This is a genomic window from Plantactinospora veratri (genome assembly GCF_036421995.1).
GTDB classification, from domain to species: domain Bacteria; phylum Actinomycetota; class Actinomycetes; order Mycobacteriales; family Micromonosporaceae; genus Plantactinospora; species Plantactinospora veratri.
Genome location: NZ_JAZGQL010000030.1, coordinates 54621 through 74047, shown reverse-complemented (window position 1 = coordinate 74047; position 19427 = coordinate 54621). Strand labels below are relative to the sequence as shown.

16 protein-coding genes are annotated in these 19427 nt (G+C 72.2%); 5 read left to right on the top strand and 11 right to left on the bottom strand.

The window, feature by feature from the left end:
- Positions 1-42: 42 nt before the first annotated feature.
- The 5 genes from V1634_RS29605 to V1634_RS29585 form a co-directional block, all read right to left on the bottom strand.
- Entirely contained in the window at positions 43-846 is an 804-nt protein-coding gene (locus V1634_RS29605) for an ABC transporter permease (protein ID WP_407951870.1), read from the bottom strand.
- A gap of 10 nt (positions 847-856) precedes the next feature.
- Positions 857-1789 (bottom strand): ABC transporter ATP-binding protein, encoded by a 933-nt coding sequence (locus tag V1634_RS29600; RefSeq protein ID WP_331211017.1) that lies wholly within the window; start codon positions 1787-1789, stop codon positions 857-859.
- A 59-nt stretch (positions 1790-1848) separates the two neighbouring features.
- Positions 1849-2385 carry a hypothetical protein gene (locus tag V1634_RS29595; protein ID WP_331211016.1) on the bottom strand — a complete coding sequence of 179 codons (537 nt, stop codon included), beginning with the start codon at positions 2383-2385 and terminating at the stop codon, positions 1849-1851.
- A 3-nt stretch (positions 2386-2388) separates the two neighbouring features.
- Complete coding sequence (dnaG, locus tag V1634_RS29590; protein ID WP_331211015.1) at positions 2389-4263, bottom strand: DNA primase; 1875 nt, start codon at positions 4261-4263, stop codon at positions 2389-2391.
- A gap of 76 nt (positions 4264-4339) precedes the next feature.
- Positions 4340-5179, bottom strand: coding sequence for a siderophore-interacting protein (locus V1634_RS29585; protein WP_331211014.1), 840 nt, complete (start codon positions 5177-5179; stop codon positions 4340-4342).
- A gap of 155 nt (positions 5180-5334) precedes the next feature.
- On the opposite strand from V1634_RS29585, the gene V1634_RS29580 reads away from it, so the two are divergent.
- Positions 5335-5559, top strand: a complete 225-nt coding sequence (locus V1634_RS29580) for a potassium transporter TrkA (protein ID WP_331211013.1) — start codon at positions 5335-5337, stop codon at positions 5557-5559.
- A 163-nt stretch (positions 5560-5722) separates the two neighbouring features.
- Complete coding sequence (locus V1634_RS29575) at positions 5723-7210, top strand: cation:proton antiporter domain-containing protein (RefSeq protein WP_331211012.1); 1488 nt, start codon at positions 5723-5725, stop codon at positions 7208-7210.
- An 18-nt stretch (positions 7211-7228) separates the two neighbouring features.
- Here the strand turns inward: V1634_RS29575 and V1634_RS29570 are convergent, their stop codons facing one another.
- The gene (locus tag V1634_RS29570) at positions 7229-8836 is read right to left on the bottom strand and encodes an MFS transporter (protein ID WP_331211011.1); all 1608 of its coding nucleotides are present in this window, start codon (positions 8834-8836) and stop codon (positions 7229-7231) included.
- A 9-nt stretch (positions 8837-8845) separates the two neighbouring features.
- Positions 8846-9541 carry an SDR family NAD(P)-dependent oxidoreductase gene (locus V1634_RS29565; RefSeq protein WP_331211009.1) on the bottom strand — a complete coding sequence of 232 codons (696 nt, stop codon included), beginning with the start codon at positions 9539-9541 and terminating at the stop codon, positions 8846-8848.
- A gap of 369 nt (positions 9542-9910) precedes the next feature.
- Here V1634_RS29565 and V1634_RS29560 point away from each other — a divergent pair, with 369 nt between their 5' ends.
- Together V1634_RS29560 and V1634_RS29555 are read left to right on the top strand one after the other, a co-directional pair.
- On the top strand, positions 9911-11437 hold the full coding sequence (locus V1634_RS29560; protein WP_331211008.1) for an alkaline phosphatase D family protein: 1527 nt from the start codon (positions 9911-9913) through the stop codon (positions 11435-11437).
- Positions 11438-11452: 15 nt separating this feature from the next.
- Positions 11453-12955, top strand: a complete 1503-nt coding sequence (locus tag V1634_RS29555; RefSeq protein WP_331211007.1) for a hypothetical protein — start codon at positions 11453-11455, stop codon at positions 12953-12955.
- Between the two features lie 147 nt (positions 12956-13102).
- On the opposite strand, the gene V1634_RS29550 is transcribed toward V1634_RS29555, so the two are convergent.
- The 3 genes from V1634_RS29550 to V1634_RS29540 form a co-directional block, all read right to left on the bottom strand.
- The gene (locus V1634_RS29550) at positions 13103-13711 is read right to left on the bottom strand and encodes a hypothetical protein (protein WP_331211006.1); all 609 of its coding nucleotides are present in this window, start codon (positions 13709-13711) and stop codon (positions 13103-13105) included.
- Between the two features lie 328 nt (positions 13712-14039).
- Positions 14040-15278 (bottom strand): deoxyguanosinetriphosphate triphosphohydrolase, encoded by a 1239-nt coding sequence (locus V1634_RS29545; protein ID WP_331211005.1) that lies wholly within the window; start codon positions 15276-15278, stop codon positions 14040-14042.
- A 34-nt stretch (positions 15279-15312) separates the two neighbouring features.
- Positions 15313-15666, bottom strand: a complete 354-nt coding sequence (locus V1634_RS29540) for a VOC family protein (RefSeq protein ID WP_331211004.1) — start codon at positions 15664-15666, stop codon at positions 15313-15315.
- A 443-nt stretch (positions 15667-16109) separates the two neighbouring features.
- On the opposite strand from V1634_RS29540, the gene V1634_RS29535 reads away from it, so the two are divergent.
- On the top strand, positions 16110-16616 hold the full coding sequence (locus V1634_RS29535; protein ID WP_331211003.1) for a roadblock/LC7 domain-containing protein: 507 nt from the start codon (positions 16110-16112) through the stop codon (positions 16614-16616).
- Between the two features lie 85 nt (positions 16617-16701).
- Here V1634_RS29535 and ppdK read toward each other — a convergent pair whose 3' ends face one another.
- The gene (ppdK, locus tag V1634_RS29530) at positions 16702-19410 is read right to left on the bottom strand and encodes a pyruvate, phosphate dikinase (RefSeq protein WP_331211002.1); all 2709 of its coding nucleotides are present in this window, start codon (positions 19408-19410) and stop codon (positions 16702-16704) included.
- Positions 19411-19427 lie beyond the last annotated feature (17 nt).

Below are 19427 nucleotides of genomic sequence, written 5' to 3'. Positions count from 1 at the left end.
TATCGGAACAGGCGGGAACGGGGCGGGCCGGCCGGCGACGGCTCAGACCACCAGCCGGCGGCGGAACGCCGAGTGCGCCAGCCACCAGCCGATGGCGACCCAGGCCGCGAGGTAGAGCAGGTGTCCGGGGACCGACCAGGCGGGCGCGACGCCGAGGGTGGCGGCCCGGCACAGGTCCACGCCGTGCCAGAGCGGCGACGCGTACGCCAGCCAGCGCAGCACCACTGGCAGCGACTCGACCGGGAAGAAGACCCCGGCGAAGAGGGTCATCGGGATCACCGCGAACCGGAACAGCAGCGCCAGATAGCTGTCGCTGCGTACCGATGAGCTGTAGGCGAAGACCGGTGCCGCCACCGCCGCCCCGATCAGCGCCACCAGTGGCAGGGTCGCCAGCGCCCACGGCGAGTGCAGCGCGCCGAAGGCCGCCGCCACGAGCAGGAAGGCGAGGCCGCTGGTGAGCACCCGGAACAGCACGAAGCCGAGCTGCCCGCCGAGGATGTCGGCCACCCGCAGCGGCGTCGCCGCCTGGGCGAAGTAGATCTTGATCCACTCGAAGTTGCCGAGCACCGGCCAGGTCGACTCGCCGATCGCCACCTGGAGCGCGGTCGAGGCGATCAACCCCGGCACCAGGAAGTCGAGGTAGGGCACCCCGGCCACCGGCGCCTCGACGTACGCCCCGACGCCCACCCCGAAGCCGACCATGGTGAGCAGGGGCAGCAGGAACGACGAGAAGACACCGGCCCGCCAGGTGCGGCGGTAGGCGACGAGGTTGTATTCGAGCACCGCCAGCGCGGGGAACCGCCCGACCAGTCCGGCCCGGGGGCGGGTGGCCGCCGTGGCCTCCAGGAGCGCCATCTCAGTCCACCAACGTCCGGCCGGTCAGATGCAGGAAGACGTCCTCCAGGCTGCTGCGCCGGACCAGCACGCTGGCCGGGGTCAGCGCCCGGGCGTGCACCTCGGCCACCGCGGCGTCGCCGTCGGTGACGTAGAGCAGGATCCGGTCCGGCAGCACCTCGACCCGCTCGGCGAGCCCGTCCAGCTTGCCCGCGAAGGCCTCCTGGCTCTCACCGGCGAAGCGCAGCTCGACCACCTCCCGGGTCGCGTAGCGGTCGATCAGCGCGCGCGGCGAGCCCTCGGCGACGATCCGGCCGCCGTCCATCACCACCAGCCGGTCGCAGAGCTGCTCCGCCTCGTCCATGTAGTGGGTGGTCAACACCAGCGTGACCCCCTGCTGCTTGAGCCGGAACAGCCGCTCCCAGACCAGGTGCCGGGCCTGCGGGTCCAGCCCGGTGGTCGGCTCGTCGAGCAGCACGATGTCGGGCTCGTTGACCAGCGCGCGGGCGATGGTCAACCGGCGCTTCATACCCCCGGAGAGCGGTTCCACCTTGCTGCCCGCCCGCTCGGCGAGCTGCACGAAGTCGAGCAGCTCGGCGGCGCGCTCCCGGGCCACCCGGCGCGGGATGCCGAAGTAGCGCGCGTAGGTGGTCAGGTTCTCCCGGACGGTCAGCTCCGGGTCGAGGTTGTCCAACTGCGGGCAGACGCCGAGCCGGGCCCGGATCGCCGGCCCGTCCCGCCGGGGATCCATCCCCATGATCCGCAACTCGCCACCGGTCGGCGGCGAGACACAGCCGACCATCCGCATGGTCGAGCTCTTGCCGGCACCGTTGGGGCCGAGGAACCCGAACGCCTCCCCCGCCCGCACGTCGACGTCGATCCCATCGACAGCGGTGAAGTCCCCGAACCGCTTGACCAGCCCTCGCGCCTGGATGAGAATCCCGTCCTTAGCCACGGGCTCGACCATAACCGCCAGGTCCGACACGCCCCACCGAGTTTCCGGGGCCGGTGAACTCAGAGGTCAGGGTCGGTGCCGGACCGGGCCGCCGTCACCAGCCGGTCGGTCTCGGCCACCACGGCCGGGTCCTCGACCGGCGTACCGGGGTCGTAGCGGACCGTCCAGGTCAGGCCGTCGACCCCCCGCACCTGCCGGGCCGCGATCCGCAGGCCGCCGTCGGGCAACCGGTGATGCGCCGTGTACGCCACCGAGCGGGTCACCCGGGCCCGCACCTGGTGCGGTACGTCACCCGGATCGAGAAGCAGGTAGGTCCGGACCGGCCCGTCGGCCACCACCCGGTAGTCGTCCCGCTGCACCACCGGCTCGGCCGGGGTGACCGCCAGGTCCCGACCCGACCAGACCGCCTTGTGCACGTCGTGCCAGCCCAGCCTCGCGGCGTCCCCCGGCAGCCAGAGCCCACGGTCGGTGACCACCACGATCTCCTCGCCGTCGCCCACCCGGGCCCAGTCGAGCACCCGCTCGCCGGACTCCAGCGCCGGACGCTGGTCGGCCGGCAGCTTCCGGCCACGGCGGAACAGGTTGAACGCCTCCATCGGCTACAGACCCCCCATCGCCTGCTCGCGCAGGGCTCGCGCGTGCTGCTCCAGGGAGAGCAGCTCACCGAAGAGCGCGAAGTACTCGTCCTTGTTGGCCGTCGGGTTGACCCGCTGCACCTTCGACTTCAGGTCCCGGATCCGGCTGGTCACCGAGCCCCACTCCAGCCGGGCCAGGGTGATCGAGACGTACCGGGGATCGGGGTCGGTGTCCAGCCGCAGCGGCTCCACGGCCAACTCGCCGACCAGCGCCGCGGCGGCCAGGTCGCCGCAGGCGTCGCGGACCCGCTCGATCCAGACCGCGCCGGTGGTCGCCGCCGTCGCGCCGCCGGCCGCCTCGATCGCGGCCCGCACCACCCGGTGTACGGGGTGCAGGTAGACCTCCGGCGCGAGCGCGTCGAACATCGGGCCGGCCAGCACCGGCACCTGGAGGGCGAGCTTGAGCGCCTCCCGCTCCACCAGCGACTGCGGGTTGTCCACCACCGGTGCCGCCCGCTGCGGCGGGGTCGGTCCGGCGCCGTTGCCCCGACGGGACTGCCCGGCCCCCTGCGCGGCGGCGGCGAGCACCGCCCGCTGCACCGGCTCGATCTCCATGCCGAGGTCACCGGCGAGCTTGCGGACGTACTCCGGACGCTTCTCCCGGTCCTTGAGCTTGGCCACCAGCGGCGCCGCCCGGCGCATCGCCTCGACCCGGCCGTCGACGGTGTCCAGGTCGTACCGGCCGAGCACCTGGCGCAGCGCGAAGTCGACCAGCGGCTCGCGGCGGGCGACCAGGTCCCGCACCGCCAGGTCGCCCTTTGCCAGCCGCAGCTCGCAGGGGTCCATGTTGTCCGGGCTGACCGCGATGAAGGTACGCCCGACGAACCGCTGGTCGTCCTCGAAGGCCCGCAGCGCCGCCTTCTGCCCGGCGGCGTCGCCGTCGAAGGTGAAGATGATCTCGCCGGCCACCGCGTCGGTGTCCATCAGCAGCCGGCGGAGCACCGAGATGTGGTCCGCGCCGAACGCCGTGCCGCAGGTCGCCACCGCCGTCGGTACGCCGGCCAGGTGGCACGCCATCACGTCGGTGTACCCCTCGACGATCACCGCCCGCCCCTGCCGGGCGATCTCCCGCTTCGCCTGCGAGATGCCGTAGAGCACGTGCGACTTCTTGTAGATCGGCGTCTCGGGGGTGTTCAGGTATTTGGGCCCGTCGTCGTCGGAGAAGAGCTTGCGGGCACCGAAGCCGATCACGTCGCCGGTCAGGTCCTTGATCGGCCAGAGCAGCCGGCGCCGGAACCGGTCGATGAGCGAGCCGGAGCGCGCCTCGCGGGCCAGCCCGGCGGTGACCAGTTCCTGGCCGGTGAAGCCCTTCTGCCGCAGGTGCTTGGTGAGCAGGTCCCAGGCGTCCGGGGCGAAGCCGCAGCCGTACGTCTGCGCCGCCGCGCGGTCGAAGCCGCGCTGGGCCAGGAACTCCCGGGCCGCCCGGGCCCCGGCGGTGCCGAGCTGGCCGGCGTAGAACTCGGCGGCGGCGGCGTGCGCGGCGACCAGCCGCTGCTTCTGCCCCTGCTGGGGACGGACGGGCGCGGGACCGGCCTCGATGTAGCGCAGTTGGATGTTGGCCCGGTCGGCGAGGCGTTCGACGGACTCGACGAAGGTCAGGTGCTCGGCGTCCATCAGGAACTTGATGGCGTCCCCGCCGGCCCCACAGCCGTGGCAGAAATAGACGTTTCGGGCAGGTGCCACGGTGAACGACGGGGTCTTCTCGTCGTGGAACGGGCAGAGTCCCTTGAGATTGCCGCCGCCGGCCGACTTGAGGGTGACCGTCTCGGAGATGATGTCGGCGATCGAGGTGCGCTCCCGTACCAGCGCGATGTCCTCGTCGCGGATCCGCCCGGCCACCGCCTCACCCCCTCCGGGCTACATCCTGCCCTGCCGGGCTGACGTGCACGGCGAAGGGGTGGCGGTGCGACGCGGTTCAGCCGACGGTCGCCGACTCCTCGGCCTCGACCTGCCGGTTCCAGTCGGGCTTGGCGGACCGCCAGCTCTCGTCGTCGTCGCCGCGACGCCAGTAGCCGGAGATGGAGAGCCGCTCCTTCGGCACCCGCAGTTCGGCACGGAGCATCCGGCGCAGCTCGCGGACGAAGTATGCCTCGCCGTGCACGAAGGCGTGCAGATCGCCGGGCGGGAAGGTGGCCGCGCGTACCGCCTCGACCAGGGCCTCGCCGACGACCCGGCCGGCACGGTGCACCCAGACGATCTCGGCGCAAGCCTCGGTGCGCAGTTCCTGCTCCTCGTCCGGCCCGGAGACCTCGACGAAGACCCGGGCCGGGACGGCGTACGGCAGCCGCTCCAGCGCCGCACCGATCGCCGGCAGCGCGCTCTCGTCGCCGACCAGCAGGTGCCAGTCGGCCAGCGGGTCCGGGGCGTACCCGCCGCCGGGGCCCCGGAACATCACCCGGTCGCCGGGGCGGGCCGCCGCGGCCCACGGACCGGCCAGCCCCTCGTCGCCGTGGTAGACGAAGTCCAGGGTCAGCTCCCGGGCCACCGCGTCCCAGGCCCGCACGGTGTAGGTGCGCAGCCGGGGCCACTGGTCGCGGGGCAGCTCGCGTTTGATCAGGTCGAGGTCGAGTGGCACCGGGTAGTCGACGCCGGCCGGCGGAAAGATCAACTTCACGTAGTGGTCGGTGTAGGTGTCGGCCGCGAATCCGGCCAGGCCCTCCCCGCCGAGCACCACCCGGATCATGTGCGGCGTGAGCCACGCCGTGCGCAGTACGCTGGCGTACCTGACCCCGGTTCCGTTCGAACTCTCCGCCATTAGTTTAGGCTACCCTAACTGCGGGTTCCGGGGTGTCCCCGGGGCCGCCGATCCGCCGGGCCGGGTCGTAGGCTGGCGACACGGATCACCCTCTGACCGGCCGGTCGCCGACCACCAGCCGGCTGCGGGGCGGCCATTCGTCTGGGGAGAAGGTCATGGGCCAGGGCGTACACGTGCAGGAGCTGCCGGGCATCGGCAAGCGGTACGACATCGATCTCGGGCACGGCGGCACCCGCGTCTCGATCGTGGTACGCCGGGACGGCACCCGCGACCTCTACGTCTTCACCTCCCGCTCGGACGAGCCCACCGCGGTGGTCGAACTCTCCGAGGAGCAGTCCCGCAAGGTCGGCGCCGTGCTCGGCGGGACCTTCTTCGCCTGACCCGCTCCGGCCCGCCTCCACCCGCCCTTCGCCCGACTCCCCCGTGCCCGCCCCTCCGTGGCCCGCCCTCCTCCGCCCGCCCTCCCTCGCCTGACCTCCGCCCGCCCTTCGCCTGACGTCACCGGGTTCCCGCCCGGCGCGACGGCATCCGATTGGAGTCCCCATGCACGCCGATCTGATCGGGTTCGGCGCGATCGTGCTGGTCGCCGGCCTGCTCGCCCGGGCCGGCCGCCGGATCGGCCTGCCCAGCGTGCCGTTCTTCATGCTGACCGGCATCCTGCTCGGCCCGGCCACCCCCGGTCCGGTACTGGTCGAGCATCCCGAGGACCTCGCCCTGCTCGCCGCCATCGGCCTGGTGCTGCTGCTGTTCAACCTCGGCGTCGAGTTCCCGGTACGGCAGGTCTTCGGCAGCGGGAAACGACTCTTCATTGCCGCCGCCTGCTCGATCGGGCTGAACGTCGGGGCCGGGCTCGCGCTCGGCTTCACCCTCGGCTGGGGCACCCCCGAGGCGTTCGTGATCGCCGGAGCGCTCGGCATCTCCTCCTCGGCGATCGCCACCAAGCTCCTCATCGAGCTGCGCCGGCTGGCCAACGCCGAGACCCCGATCATCCTCGGCATCATCGTGATCGAGGACCTCTTCCTCGCCATCTACCTGGCGCTGCTCTCGCCGATCCTGGCCGGTGCCACCTCGCCGGGCGACATCGCGCTGCACATCGGGATGAGCTTCGGCTACCTGCTGCTGCTGGTGGCGGTGGCGAAGTGGGGCGCCCGGGCGATCGGCGCCCTGATCGGCGACCGCGAGGACGAACTGCTCGCCATCGGGATGGTCGGACTGGTGGTACTGGTCGCCGGGCTCTCGGCCGAGGTCGGCGTCTCCGACGCGATCGGCGCACTCATGATCGGCCTCGTCGTCGCCCGGACCGCCGTACGGGAACGGGTGGAACGACTGGTCCTGCCGCTGCGGGACGTCTTCGCCGCCGTCTTCTTCGTCGGCTTCGGGCTGAGCATCGACATCGGTGCGTTCGGCTCGGTGGCCGTACCGGTGGCGATCGCGGTCGCGATGACGATCGTGGCGAACATCGGCTCCGGGCTGATCACCGGTTCGCTCTTCGGGTTCAACCAGCGCGGTGCGGCCAACGTCGGGCTGACCGTGCTGGGCCGGGGCGAGTTCTCGCTGATCCTGGCCACCCTGGCACTCGGTGCCGGGCTCGACGACCGGATCGGGCCGTTCGTCGCGCTCTACGTCCTGATCCTCGCGGTGCTCAGCCCGATGTTCGCGGCGCAGTCCCGCTACCTGGCCCGGGTCATCCCGGACCAGCTCCTCCGGTCGCGCTGGCGCTACGTCCGCGAGGAGACCATGAGCACGGCCTGCACCCACCTGGACCGGATCCAGATCACCGAGACCGACGGGGACGCCTGCCGGGAGTGCCTCGACGCCGGTGAGGAGTGGGTGCACCTGCGGATGTGCCTGACCTGCGGCGCGGTCGGCTGCTGCGACGAGTCGCCGGGCCGGCACGCGACCGCGCACTTCGAGCAGACCGGGCACCCGCTGATCCGCTCGATCGAACCGCACGAGGACTGGCAGTACTGCTACGTCGACGGCGCGCTGGTCCGCGAGCCGATCGGCCCCCGGGAACCGGTCGAGTCCTGAGCGGGTAGGTGGTAGGCGTCACGGGTTGGCCTGGGCCGGCAGCAGGTGACTCACCTGCGGCAGCCCCTCGGCGTGTTCCAGCGCGCGCAGTTCGGCGGCCTGGTCGGCCTTGGTCAGCCGGCCGCCGTGCTGCCGCAGGTGCTCGTCCCAGGAGGGCAGCTCGTAGACCTCCACGAAGAGGTCGGCCGACTCGCCCTCCCGGAACAGGCCCCAGCGCGACGCGCCGGTGCGCTGCCGGGCCGCCCGGACCTCCTGCATGGCCGCGACGAACCCCTCCCGCCGCTCCTCCCGGACCGTGTACGTCAGCACCACCATCACCGGCCCGACGCTCGGGTCGGGCTCGTGCACCAGGTCGAGGTCGGGCCAGTGCGTCGCCGGGTCGTGTTCCACGGCGCGCAGGTCCGGCAGCGGCCACATCTTCACGGTGAGCGCGCCGAGGATCATCAGCAGCCCGGCGGCGACGTGCGCGAGGACCAGCCCCGCCGTGTCGGCGACGATGCCCCAGACGAGCGCGCCGATCGCCTGCCCTCCGGCGAAGACCACCTGGTAGACGGCGAGGCCGCGGGCGCGTACCCAGCCGGGGAGGAAGAGCTGGATCTCGGCGTTGACGTTGGAGAGCACTGTCACCCAGGCCAGACCGGCCGGTACCAGCGCGACCAGCACCACCACCTCGACCGGGACCAGCGCCACCACCAGCATCGCCGCCCCGTAGGTCAGCCCGGCGACCAGCAGGAAGAGGTTCGGCGAGAACCTGCTCCGGACCCAGGGCAGCACCAGCCCGCCGGCCACGGCACCGGCGCCGAGCGCGGCCAGCAGTACGCCGTACCCGCCGGCGCCCAGCCCGAGCCGCTGGTTGGCGATCAGCGGCAGCAACGCCCAGAGCGCACTGCCGGGTACCAGGAAGAGCAGCGCCCGAAGCAGCAGCCGCTGCACGATCGGCGAGTGCCGGACGTACCGGCCGCCGGCCCGGAGCGCCGCGGTGAACCGCTCCGGCACCTCGACCGAACGGGAGTTGTCGGCCCGCCACCGGAGCAGGGTGAAGGCGAAGAAGAGGAAGGCCAGGGTGTTGAGGGCGAAGACCAGCGGTACGCCGGTCCAGGCGATCAGCACCCCGGCCACCGCCGGGCCGACCGAGCGGGCCACGTTCACACTGATCGAGCCGAGCCCGGAGGCGGACTGCAACAGGTTGCGCGGCACCAGGTCCGGGATGATCGCGGCCCAGGCCGGCAGGGTGAGCGCCTGCCCGACCCCGAAGGCGAAGGTGAGGGTGAGCAGCAGTGCCGGTGGCATCCGCCCGGTCGCGGTGAGCAGGGTCAACGCAATCCCCACCCCGACGATGAAGAACTGTACGGCGATCAGCAGCCGCCGCCGGTCGAGGGTGTCGGCCAGGGCGCCGGCCGGCAGCGCGAGCAGCAGGATCGGCAGGCTGCTGGCGGTCTGCACCAGCGAGACCAGGGTGGAGGCGTTCCGTTCGTCGATCAGCAGCCACTGGGCCCCGACGGTCTGCATCCAGGTGCCGATGTTGGCGACCAGCATCGCCACCCAGAGACTGCGGTAGGTCGCCACCCGCAGCGGCGCCCACGCCGAGGGTGGCGGCTCGGCGGAGGCCGGCCCGGCGCTGACCATCGCCCCGGCTTACCAACGCCCGTCGGCGCGGAGCACCCTCTGCCCGGAGACGTAGAGGTCGTCCGCGCCGAGCAGCATCAGCCGGACGACCTCGGTCGCCACCTGCTCGGGCAGCGCGAAGATCGTGTCGAGGAACTCGGCGCCGACCCGCTCCTGGAGCCGGGTGTGCATCGGACCCGGGTGGATCTCCATCACCTTGATGCTGTTGCTGCCCTGCGCCTCGGCCAGCGACTCGACCAGGCTGGTGCCGAAGCTCTTCGTCGCCCGGTAGAGCGGGATCCCCGGCCGGGGCACGTCGGTGGCGAGCGCGCTGACGTAGACGATGTTGCCGTACCCCTGCTCGCGCATCCGCAGCAGCGCCTCGTGCAGCAGGTACGCCGTACCCAGCACGTTCACCTCGATCGCCCGGCGGATCGTCTCCGGGGAGAGTTCCTCCAGCCTGCCGCCGGCCCACATCGCCGCGCAGTGCGCCAGGCCGTCGATCGGGCCGTACCGGGCGACGGTCTCCGCGAGGGCGTCCCGGACCTGATCGCTGCGGGACATGTCGCAGACGATGCCGTCGCAGCCCAGTTCGTCGCGGGCCCGGGACACCTCGTCGGGGACGTTGCCGAGGATCACGACCCGGTGGTCGGCGGCGAGGATCCGGGCGACCTCCATCCCGAGCCCGCTGGTGCCGCCGTCCACCACGAATGTCCTGGGATCCATGCCCACTCCACCTCCTCGTCGACGACGCGGTCCTATCAAGGAGGGTTCCACCTGTGGCGCGGGCGTGCGGCCATGATCGGGTAATCCGGGCGGGCCCACGGCCACGGTCGACCGCCCCGGGCCGGGTCAATCCGGACAGCCCGGCGCTACGGCCCCGATTCGGGACACCAGGTCGGTGATCGACGACCGGCCGGGCCTCCGGCGGCGGATGGCTCCCCCGTGGCCGACCGCGCCGCCCCCGGGGACCGGTGGTCCGCAAGGCGGCGCCGGTGCCGCGCATCCGCCCGCCTCGATGCGACAGCCCGGTGTCATCTGGGGTTTCGCGACGGTGCTTGCCCCGTTAATTCGCAGGATCCAGGGTTACCGGCCATGCAGAAGATCAATCGCCGCATCTTCGTCCTGGGTGGACTCGGTGCCGTCGGCACGGCCGTGCTGCCGCTGCGCGGTGCCGTGGCCGCGACCCCCTACCCGTTCAAGCTGGGCGTCGCCTCCGGTGAACCGGCACCGGACAGCGTCGTACTCTGGACCCGGCTCGCCCCGTCGCCGCTGAACGCCGACGGGCAGGGCGGGATGGCCAACGCGGACGTCGCCGTCGAGTGGCAGGTCTCGGCCGACGAGCGGTTCGGCTCCCTGGTCGCCTCCGGTTCGGTCGCCGCACGGTACGCCGACGCGCACTCCGTACACGTGGTCGCCGGTGGCCTCGCCCCGGACGCCGACTACTTCTACCGGTTCCGGGCGCAGGGGCACATCTCCCCGGTGGGGCGTACCCGGACCGCGCCGGCGGCCGGCAACTTCGGCCGGGACCTGGTGATGGCCTTCGCCTCCTGCGCCCACTACGAGTCCGGCTACTACACCGCCTACCGGCGGATGGCCGAGGAGAACCCGGGGCTGGTGCTGCACCTCGGCGACTACCTCTACGAGGACGCCACCACCACCGGCTCGGTACGTGAGCACGTCGGCGCCGAGATCGTCTCGCTCGCCGACTACCGCCGCCGGTACGCCCAGTACAAGTCCGATCCGGACCTCCAGGCGGCGCACGCGGCCGCGCCGTGGCTGCTGGTACCGGACGACCACGAGGTGGAGAACAACTACGCCGGCACGGTACGGGAGAACAACACCCCGGCGCTGACCGCGGCGCAGTGGACCGCCCGGCGTACCGCCGCCTACCGGGCCTACTACGAGAACCTGCCGCTGCGGCCCAGCTCCGCGCCGTCCGGCAACAGCATCCCGCTGTACCGGCGGATCCGCTGGGGACAGCTCGCCACCTTCCACATGCTCGACACCCGGCAGTACCGGGACGACCAGGCATGCGGGGACGGCCGCAAGGTCTGTGCCGACGCCGACCTGCCCGGCCGTACCCTGACCGGCGCCGCCCAGGAGGCGTGGCTGCTCGACGGTCTCGGCCAGCACCTCGGCACCTGGGACATCATGGGTCAGCAGGTCTTCTTCGCCCGGCAGCTCGACGCGGCCGGCGCGGCGAACATGGACTCCTGGGACGGCTACCGCGCCTCCCGGTCCCGCATCCAGCAGGGCTGGACCCAGCGCGGCGTACGCAACCCGCTGGTGCTCACCGGCGACGTGCACCAGGCCTGGGCCAACGACCTCAAGGCCGACTACGCCAACCCGGGTTCGGCGACGATCGGCACCGAACTGGTCTGCACCTCGATCTCGTCCGGCGGCAACGGCTCCGCCGACACGGCGATCCCGAACGGCAGCGTGAACCCGCACATCAGGTTCTTCTCCAACCGGCGCGGCTACGTGCGTACCACCATCGGCCGTACCCAGCTCCGGGCCGACTTCCGGGCGGTGGCCAGCGTCACCGAGCACGGTGCCCCGGTCTCCACCGTCGGTTCGTTCGTCATCGCCGAGGGCCGCCCCGGCCTCCAGGCCGGTTGAGAGGAAGTGCCTCCGTTGACCCCCGTCGTCTCGCTGCTCGTCACCTCCCTGCTGACCCTGCCGGCGCCGGCCGTCCCGGCGACGTCGACCACGCCGGCCCCGGCGACACCACCCAGCCCGGTCGCCCCGACCGGCACCGCGACCCCCGCGCCGACGGGCACCCCGACCCCCACCGGCACCGCGCTCCCGACCCCCAGCGGCACCCCGCTCCCGACCCCCAGCGGTACCGCGACTCCGACGCCGACCGGCAGCGCGACTCCGAGCCCCACCGCTACCGCCGGGCCGGCACCCACCGGCCGGGCCGTGCCGGCACCGGCCGAGGTGGCCGCCGCCGCCGCGCCGGTCACCTGGATCACGGCGAACAGCACCGCCACCGGCGACCAGGACGTACCGGCGATCGCCGCCAACCGCAACGGCCGGGTCGCGGTGGTCTGGGAGGACGACCGCGACGCGACCGCGCCGGACGACGACGTCCACTCGGAGGTCTACCTGCGGGTGTTCAACAACGGCACCCCGGTCTACGAGCTGAAACTCTCTGCCGGCGGCACCTCCGGGACGAACTGGAAGCACGTCACCCCGGACGTCGGCATCGACGACCGGGGCAACGTGGTGGTCGTCTGGGCGGACGACCCCGACGGCAACGGCTTCTACAACGTGCCGTACCGGGTGGTCTCGCCGACCGGCGGCGTGCTCGCCTCGGGCCGGGCCAACGCCTCGGCCGACGGCCAGCAGCTCTATCCGAAGGTGGCGGTGGACCCCGACGGTGCGCCGAACAGCAGCACGGCGGTCGCCTTCAGCGTGGTGTGGGAGGACGTCCAGGGCACCGGGCCGGCGACCGTCCGGGTCGCCGGCTACACCAACAACACCACCAGGGCGTACGAGGTGCCGGCCGGCCAGTCGACCGGCGAGCACCACCGGCCGGACGTGGCGGTCTCCGCCTCGGGTGACGCCCTGGTGGTCTGGGACGAGGACGGCGACGCGAACGGGTCGTACAACATCGGGCTGGCCCGGTTCGCCCGGTCGAACGGCGCGGTGAACCTCGCCCGCCGGATCGCCAACTCGGCCAGCGGCGGCCAGCAGCGCCGTCCCGCGATCGCGGCCAACTTCACCGGTGACTTCGCCGTGGCCTGGGAGTCCGACCACACCGGCACCGCCGGGGTGTGGCTGCGCTCGTTCAGCAGCGCGGCGGCGGCCCGGCACGACGACGTGGAGGCGTCCACCGGCACCGGTGCGGTCGCGCCGAGCGTCGGCATCGACGACCAGGCCAACGCGGTGGTCGGCTGGACGGTGGCGACCGCTGCCCAGGACGTCGCGGCCCGGGGCTTCAACCCGGACGGTACCGGGACCGGCCGGCTCCCCGGCCAGGTGCTCGGGCAGACCAGCACCGGCCGGCAGGAGCAGGTCGCGCTGGCCTCGTCGCCGTGGGGTGAGGTCAGCGTCTGCTACACCGACGACAACGACGGCAACTCGTTCGACCAGATCATCCTCGGCGTCGACGGGTCCAACTCGGACTGGTGAGCACGCCGCGGCCGCCGGCCGACGTACGCCCGCCGAGCTGCGTCGACCGGCGGCCGGCCGGGAAGGAGAAGACGGGGCGGACACTGCCACGATCTCCGCTCGCCGAGCCAACGAGAAAGCATTTCCCGAACGTCCTCGACTCGCCGGTCATAACCGGCCGCACTGCGGAATCCTGCCATTGTGGCCGGCCGGCAGAGTCAGTCCCGCGTAGACCCATCCGGCGTACCTGCCGGAGGGCTGGGAACTCGCGATGTGGTCATTCGGCTGGTCGGTGTGCCACCGGATGCGCAGCCACGAGCCACCGGTCTCGTCGGTGAGCACAGGGTCGAACTCGGAGGTGCCGGAACAGTCGGCCCAGACGATGGCCTCGTTGAACACGGCGCCGATGTGGTAGCCCGTCGCGGTCGCCGAGGAGCGGACCCAGACATGGCGCGGGGCGTCGATGATGAGGTAGGGCGCCGGTTTCCCCTCATCCGGATCAACGCTCTGGTATTTCTCGGCTGCGGCCAGCGCCTGTTCACGAGTCTGGCCGTGCACATTCCGTTTGAACTCGTCGGACTGGATGACGATGTCGCGTCCCGCGTTCAGACCGCCGTGCTGCGCCTGCTGGTTGCCCGTACCCGACTGCACCTGGCTGCCTCCCCTCTCGCCGCTACTGCACGAGGCGAAGACGATCGGCGCGATGACGCCGGCAAACGCCACGATCACGCCGGCGGCGGTCCAGTACAGAGATTTGCGGGACAGGCTCGTGGCCATGCGGCCTCCCCTCGACCGGCGCGGTGGATCGGGTGCGGCGCCAATTGCGGCCCGGCCGATATCGCGTATGTCATCGAGCGTACAACCCCGGGCAAGGTGCGTCGGGTAGCAACACCTCGGTCCACTACAGGCGGCGATTCCACTCCTCGAAACTGATCTCGGAACGATTTCCCAGGTCCTTCGACAAACATTATTGATCGAAAACTACCGCGGCACGATCCGAAGCGATGATGAATGATTCACGGCGATCCTGCGCCGACGCCGCCGACGGAGATCTGGAGAAGCTTTATCCGAGTACGCCGCCCGGCATCCGCCGGGCCCGCGCTCCTCAACCCGCACTCAGCCGCCCGTGCCAGGCGACCGCGGCCGGGTCGGTGAGCGAGGCGACCTGGTCGACCACCACCCGGAGTCGGGTGCGGTCGTCCGGCGCCGCCTTCCACAGTGGTGCGAAGACCGGGTCGAGCGCCTCCGGTGCCCGGGTCAGCAGCGCCGCCACCAGTTCGGCCAGGATCTCCCGCTGGTGCTCGTACCAGTCCTGTGCGCCGGGGCGGCGCATCACGTAACGCAGCGCCATCCCCTTCAGCAGCGCGCACTCGGCGCGGATCCGTCGGGGGACGACCAGTTCGGCGGCGTACCGGCGCAGCGGGCCGGTACCGTGCCGCCGCTCGGTGGCCTCGACGGCCGCCGCCACGAAGCGCCCGGTCAGCACGCTGGTGCTCGCCTTCAACGCGGCCAGCGCCCGGTGGCTGCCGTCGTAGTCGTAGAGCGGGGCGAGCACCGGGTCGGCGAGCAGCCCGGCCAGGACCTCGGCGAGGTCGTCAGCCGACTCCGTCGAGTACCGCCCGGCGACGTCGGCGCAGAGCGCGGCCCGCTCGTCGGGGTCGGCCCGCAACTGTGCCAGCCGGAGTCGCAGGTAGCCGCCGTGGATGCCGTCCTCGACGTCGTGCACCGAGTACGCCACGTCGTCGGCCCAGTCCATCACCTGCGCCTCAAGGCAGCGTACGTCGCCGTCCGGGGCGCCCCGGCGCAGCCAGCCGAAGGTGTCGGCGTCGTCGGCGTACACCCCGAACTTGCGCTGACCGGGCCGGCGCTGCCAGGGATATTTGCAGGTGGCGTCGAGGGCGGCCCGGGTCAGGTTGAGCCCGGCGGAGGTGCCGTCCGGGCCGTACACCTTGGCTTCCAGCCGGGTCAGCACCCGCAGCGTCTGTGCGTTGCCCTCGAAGCCGCCGCAGTCGGCGGCGAGGACGTCGAGCGCGGCCTCGCCGTTGTGCCCGAACGGCGGGTGCCCGAGGTCGTGCGCGAGCCCGGCCACGTCCACGATGTCCGGGTCGCAGCCGAGCCGGCCGCCCATCTCGCGGGCGATCTGGGCCACCTCCAGCGAGTGGGTGAGCCGGGTCCGGAGGAAGTCGTCGGTGCCGGCGGTGTGCACCTGGGTCTTGGCGGCCAGCCGTCGGAACGCGGCCGAGTGCAGCACCCGGGCCCGGTCCCGCTGGTACGGGCTCCGCCCGTAGCCGCTGTCCTTCGCCGGTTCGGCCACCCGGCGCTCCGCGTCAGGTTGGCTGACCACGCCACCGATCTTCACCCGGCCGCCCCCGGCCACGTCAACTTCGCCGGGCGAGTACGCAGAACTCGTTGCCCTCCGGGTCGGCGAGCACGATCCAGGTGTCGTCCGCCGACTGCCCGACGTCGACGTGCCGGGCGCCCATGTCGACCAGCCGCTCGACCTCGGCCTCCTGGTCGGTCGGGCGCAGGTCGATGTGCAGTCGGTTCTTCGTCTCCTTGCCCTCCGGCACCGGCACGAAGATCAGGCCGGGCAACGTGTCGGGTGTCCGGCGGATCTCCACCTCGTCCGGCAGCTCCGCGACGATCTGGTAGCCGATCGCCTCGGCCCACCAGCGCGCGAGCCGGGCCGGATCGGCGGCATCGACCACCAGGTTCTCCCACACGACGCCCATGGGCCACACCTCCGTCACGAGGGAAACGAAGTTCGCGTGTCGCTCAGGTTACGCCCGGGTTCCCGAGTCGGGCGCGCCAACGAACCCCCGACACACCACGCGGTTGACCTGGCCCTCCGTACGCAACCGCCAAACAGCCGAGAGTTGCCGGACGATTGCCGATGGTCATGGGACGGCGTCGGGACCTCGCTCGGTGTAGCGTGCCGGAGTCGGATGGTTACCGGGCGGGGGGCCACCGACCCCGGCGGCGGTCGGCGAGCAGCGGGCGGCGCTCCACCGGGGCGGCCGGCCCGACCCGGGCGGCGCGGACCGCGTCGGAGGACGACGTGGCAGCACCGCCGGAGGGAATCCGGCGACGTCGAGCGGCAACGAGGCCACAGGCGACAAGCGACGGCACCGAGCAAAGTCCAGCGGCACGGACCAACGCCAAGGAGAAGTCACCAGTGAACACTGATGCCGCCCTGCTGGCCGAACTGCACCGGCTTCGACGCGCGGTACCGGAGATATCGGGTGCCGTACTCGCTGCCGTGGACGGGCTGCTGGTCGCCAGTGACCTGCCCGACACCGACCCGCACCACATCGCCGCCCTCTCCGCGGCGGGGCTCGGGATCGGGAGCCGCTTCGCCCAACTGGTCGGGCACGGACCGCTGTGCGAGGCCGTGGTCCGGGGCGCGGAGGGCTGGGTCGTCGTCTACCCGGCCGGCGAGGACGCGATCCTCACCACCGTGGTCCGGCCGGAGACCGACCTGCTCCGGCTGCACGCCGAGGCCCGCCCGACCGCCCAGCGACTCGGTGCGCTCTGGGACGCCGTCCGGCAGCCGACGGTGGCGACGGCGATCCCGCCGGCCACCGACCCGGACGCACCGCTGGCCACCCGTACGCCGATGGCCGCCCTTCCGGCCGGCCTCTGGTCCTCCTCCGGCGACCGGCGCTTCCCCGGCCGGCAGTGACCGGCACGGCGCCGGGCGTCGGCCCGGTACCGGTGGTGAACGGCGTTGGTCACCACCGGCACCGGACAGTGCACACGGGACGGGATCAGCGGCTGTCGGAGCCGGTGGACTCGACCACCGCGCGGCCGGCCTCCAGCCGGGCCACCGGCACCCGGAACGGCGAGCAGGAGACGTAGTCCAGCCCCACCTCGTGGAAGAAGTGCACCGAGTCGGGGTCGCCGCCGTGCTCGCCGCAGACCCCGAGCTTGAGGCCGGGGCGGGCCGCCCGGCCCTCGTCGGTGGCGATCCGGACCAGCCGCCCCACCCCGTCGGCGTCGATCGACTCGAACGGCGAGATCCCGAAGATGCCCAGCTCCAGGTAGCGCCAGAAGAAGGCACCCTCCACGTCGTCCCGGGAGAAGCCCCAGCCCATCTGGGTCAGGTCGTTGGTGCCGAAGGAGAAGAACTCGGCGGCCTCGGCGATCTGCCCGGCGGTCAGCGCCGCCCGGGGCACCTCGATCATGGTGCCGATCAGCACCTCGACGGCCTGTTCCCGGGTCACCTCCGCGATGATCTTCTCGGCCTCGGCGCGTACCGTCTCCAGCTCCTGGACCGCGCCGACCAGCGGGACCATGATCTCGGGCTTCGGGCTGCCGCCGGCTTTGGCGCACTCCACCGCCGCCTCGACGATCGCCCGCACCTGCATGGCGAAGAGGCCCGGGATGACCAGCCCGAGGCGGACTCCGCGCAGGCCCAGCATCGGGTTCTGTTCGTGCATCCGGCGTACCGCGTTGAGCAGGGCCTCGTCCCGGGCGGCGTCCTCGCCGCGCTCCTGCGCGACCGCGACGTGCACGGCCAACTCCTCCAGCGAGGGGAGGAACTCGTGCAGCGGCGGGTCGATCAGCCGGACGGTGACCGGTTGGCCGTCCATCGCCCGGAAGACCTCGCCGAAGTCGGCACGCTGCAACGGCAGCAGTTCGGCCAGCGCGGCCTGCCGCTCGTCGTCGCTGCGGGCCAGGATCAGCCGCTCGACCAGCGCGCGGCGGTCGCCGAGGAACATGTGCTCGGTGCGGCACAGGCCGATCCCCTCGGCCCCGAACCGCCGGGCCCGGGCCGCGTCCTCGCCGGTGTCGGCGTTCGCCCGGACGCCCAGCCGCCGCTTGGCGTCGGCGTGCGTCATGATCCGGTGTACGGCGGCCACCAGCGGATCGTCCGTGGTCTCACCGTCCACGCTGCCCTCGAAGTAGCGCACCACCTCGGAGGGCCAGACCGGCACCTCGCCGAGGTAGACCTTGCCGGTGGTGCCGTCGACGGAGACGACGTCCCCCTCGGAGACCGTCTGGCCGTTGACGGTGAACCTCCGTTGCCGGACGTCGACGTCGAGCGAGTCGGCGCCGCAGACGCAGGTCTTGCCCATGCCCCGGGCGACCACGGCGGCGTGGCTGGTCTTGCCGCCGCGGGAGGTGAGGATGCCGCGCGAGGCGATCATGCCGGGCAGGTCGTCCGGGTTGGTCTCCCGGCGGACCAGGATGACGTCCTCGCCGGCGTCGGCCAGCTCGACCGCCCGGCTCCCCTCGAAGACCACCTTGCCGACGGCGGCGCCCGGCGAGGCGCCGATGCCCTGGGCCAGCGAGGTCGGGTCGGCGTCGAGCCTGAACCGGGGAAACATCAACTGGGCGAGCTGTGCGCCGTTGACCCGGTGCAGCGCCTCGTCCAGGTCGATCAGGCCCTCGTCGACGAGCTGGGCGGCGATCACGAACGCGGCGGCGGCGGTGCGCTTGCCGACCCGGGTCTGCAACATCCACAGCTTGCCGCGCTCGATGGTGAACTCGATGTCGCAGAGGTCGCGGTAGTGCCCCTCCAGCCGGGCCATGATGGCCAGCAGTTCGTCGTACGCCGGCTTGTTCAGCTCTTCGAGGTCTTGCAGCGGGACGGTGTTCCGGATTCCGGCCACCACGTCCTCACCCTGGGCGTTGGCCAGGTAGTCGCCGTAGATGCCCTGCGCGCCGCTGGCCGGGTCGCGGGTGAACGCCACTCCGGTGCCGGAGTCCGGCCCGAGGTTGCCGAAGACCATCGCCACGACGTTGACCGCGGTGCCGAGGTCGGCCGGAATCCGCTCCTGCCGCCGGTAGAGCACGGCCCGTTCGGCGTTCCACGACTCGAAGACCGCGTTGATGGCGAGTTGGAGCTGCTCCCGGGGCGCCTGCGGGAAGTCCCGGCCGGTGTGCTTGCGGAAGATCGTCTTGTACGCGTCGACCAGCGCCCGCAGGTCGTCCGCGTCGAGGTCGAGATCGTTCTCGGTACCCTTGGCCCGCTTGGCGTCGTCGAGGGCGTGCTCGAAGTCCTCGCCCGGTACGTCGCAGACCGTCTTGCCGAACATCTGGATGAGCCGGCGGTAGGAGTCCCAGGCGAACCGCTCGTTGCCGCCGGCCTGGGCGGCCAGCCCGGTCACGCTCGCGTCGTTGAGCCCGACGTTCAGCACCGTCTCCATCATCCCGGGCATGGAGAACTTGGCACCGGAGCGGACCGAGACCAGCAGCGGATCGTCCGGGTCACCCAGCCGCTTGCCCATCCCCTCCTCCAGCGCGGACAGGTGCGCGTCGATCTCGTCGGCCAGCCCGTCGGGTTGGGTTCCGGTGCTCAGGTACGCCTGGCAGGCCTCGGTGCTGATGGTGAAGCCGGGTGGAACCGGCAGCCCGAGGTTGGTCATCTCGGCCAGGTTCGCGCCCTTGCCACCGAGCAGGTCCTTCAGGTCCTTGTTGCCCTCGGTGAAGTCGTAAACGTACTTGTGTCCCGCCGTCTGCTGCGCTGTCAACGGACCCTCCCACGTGC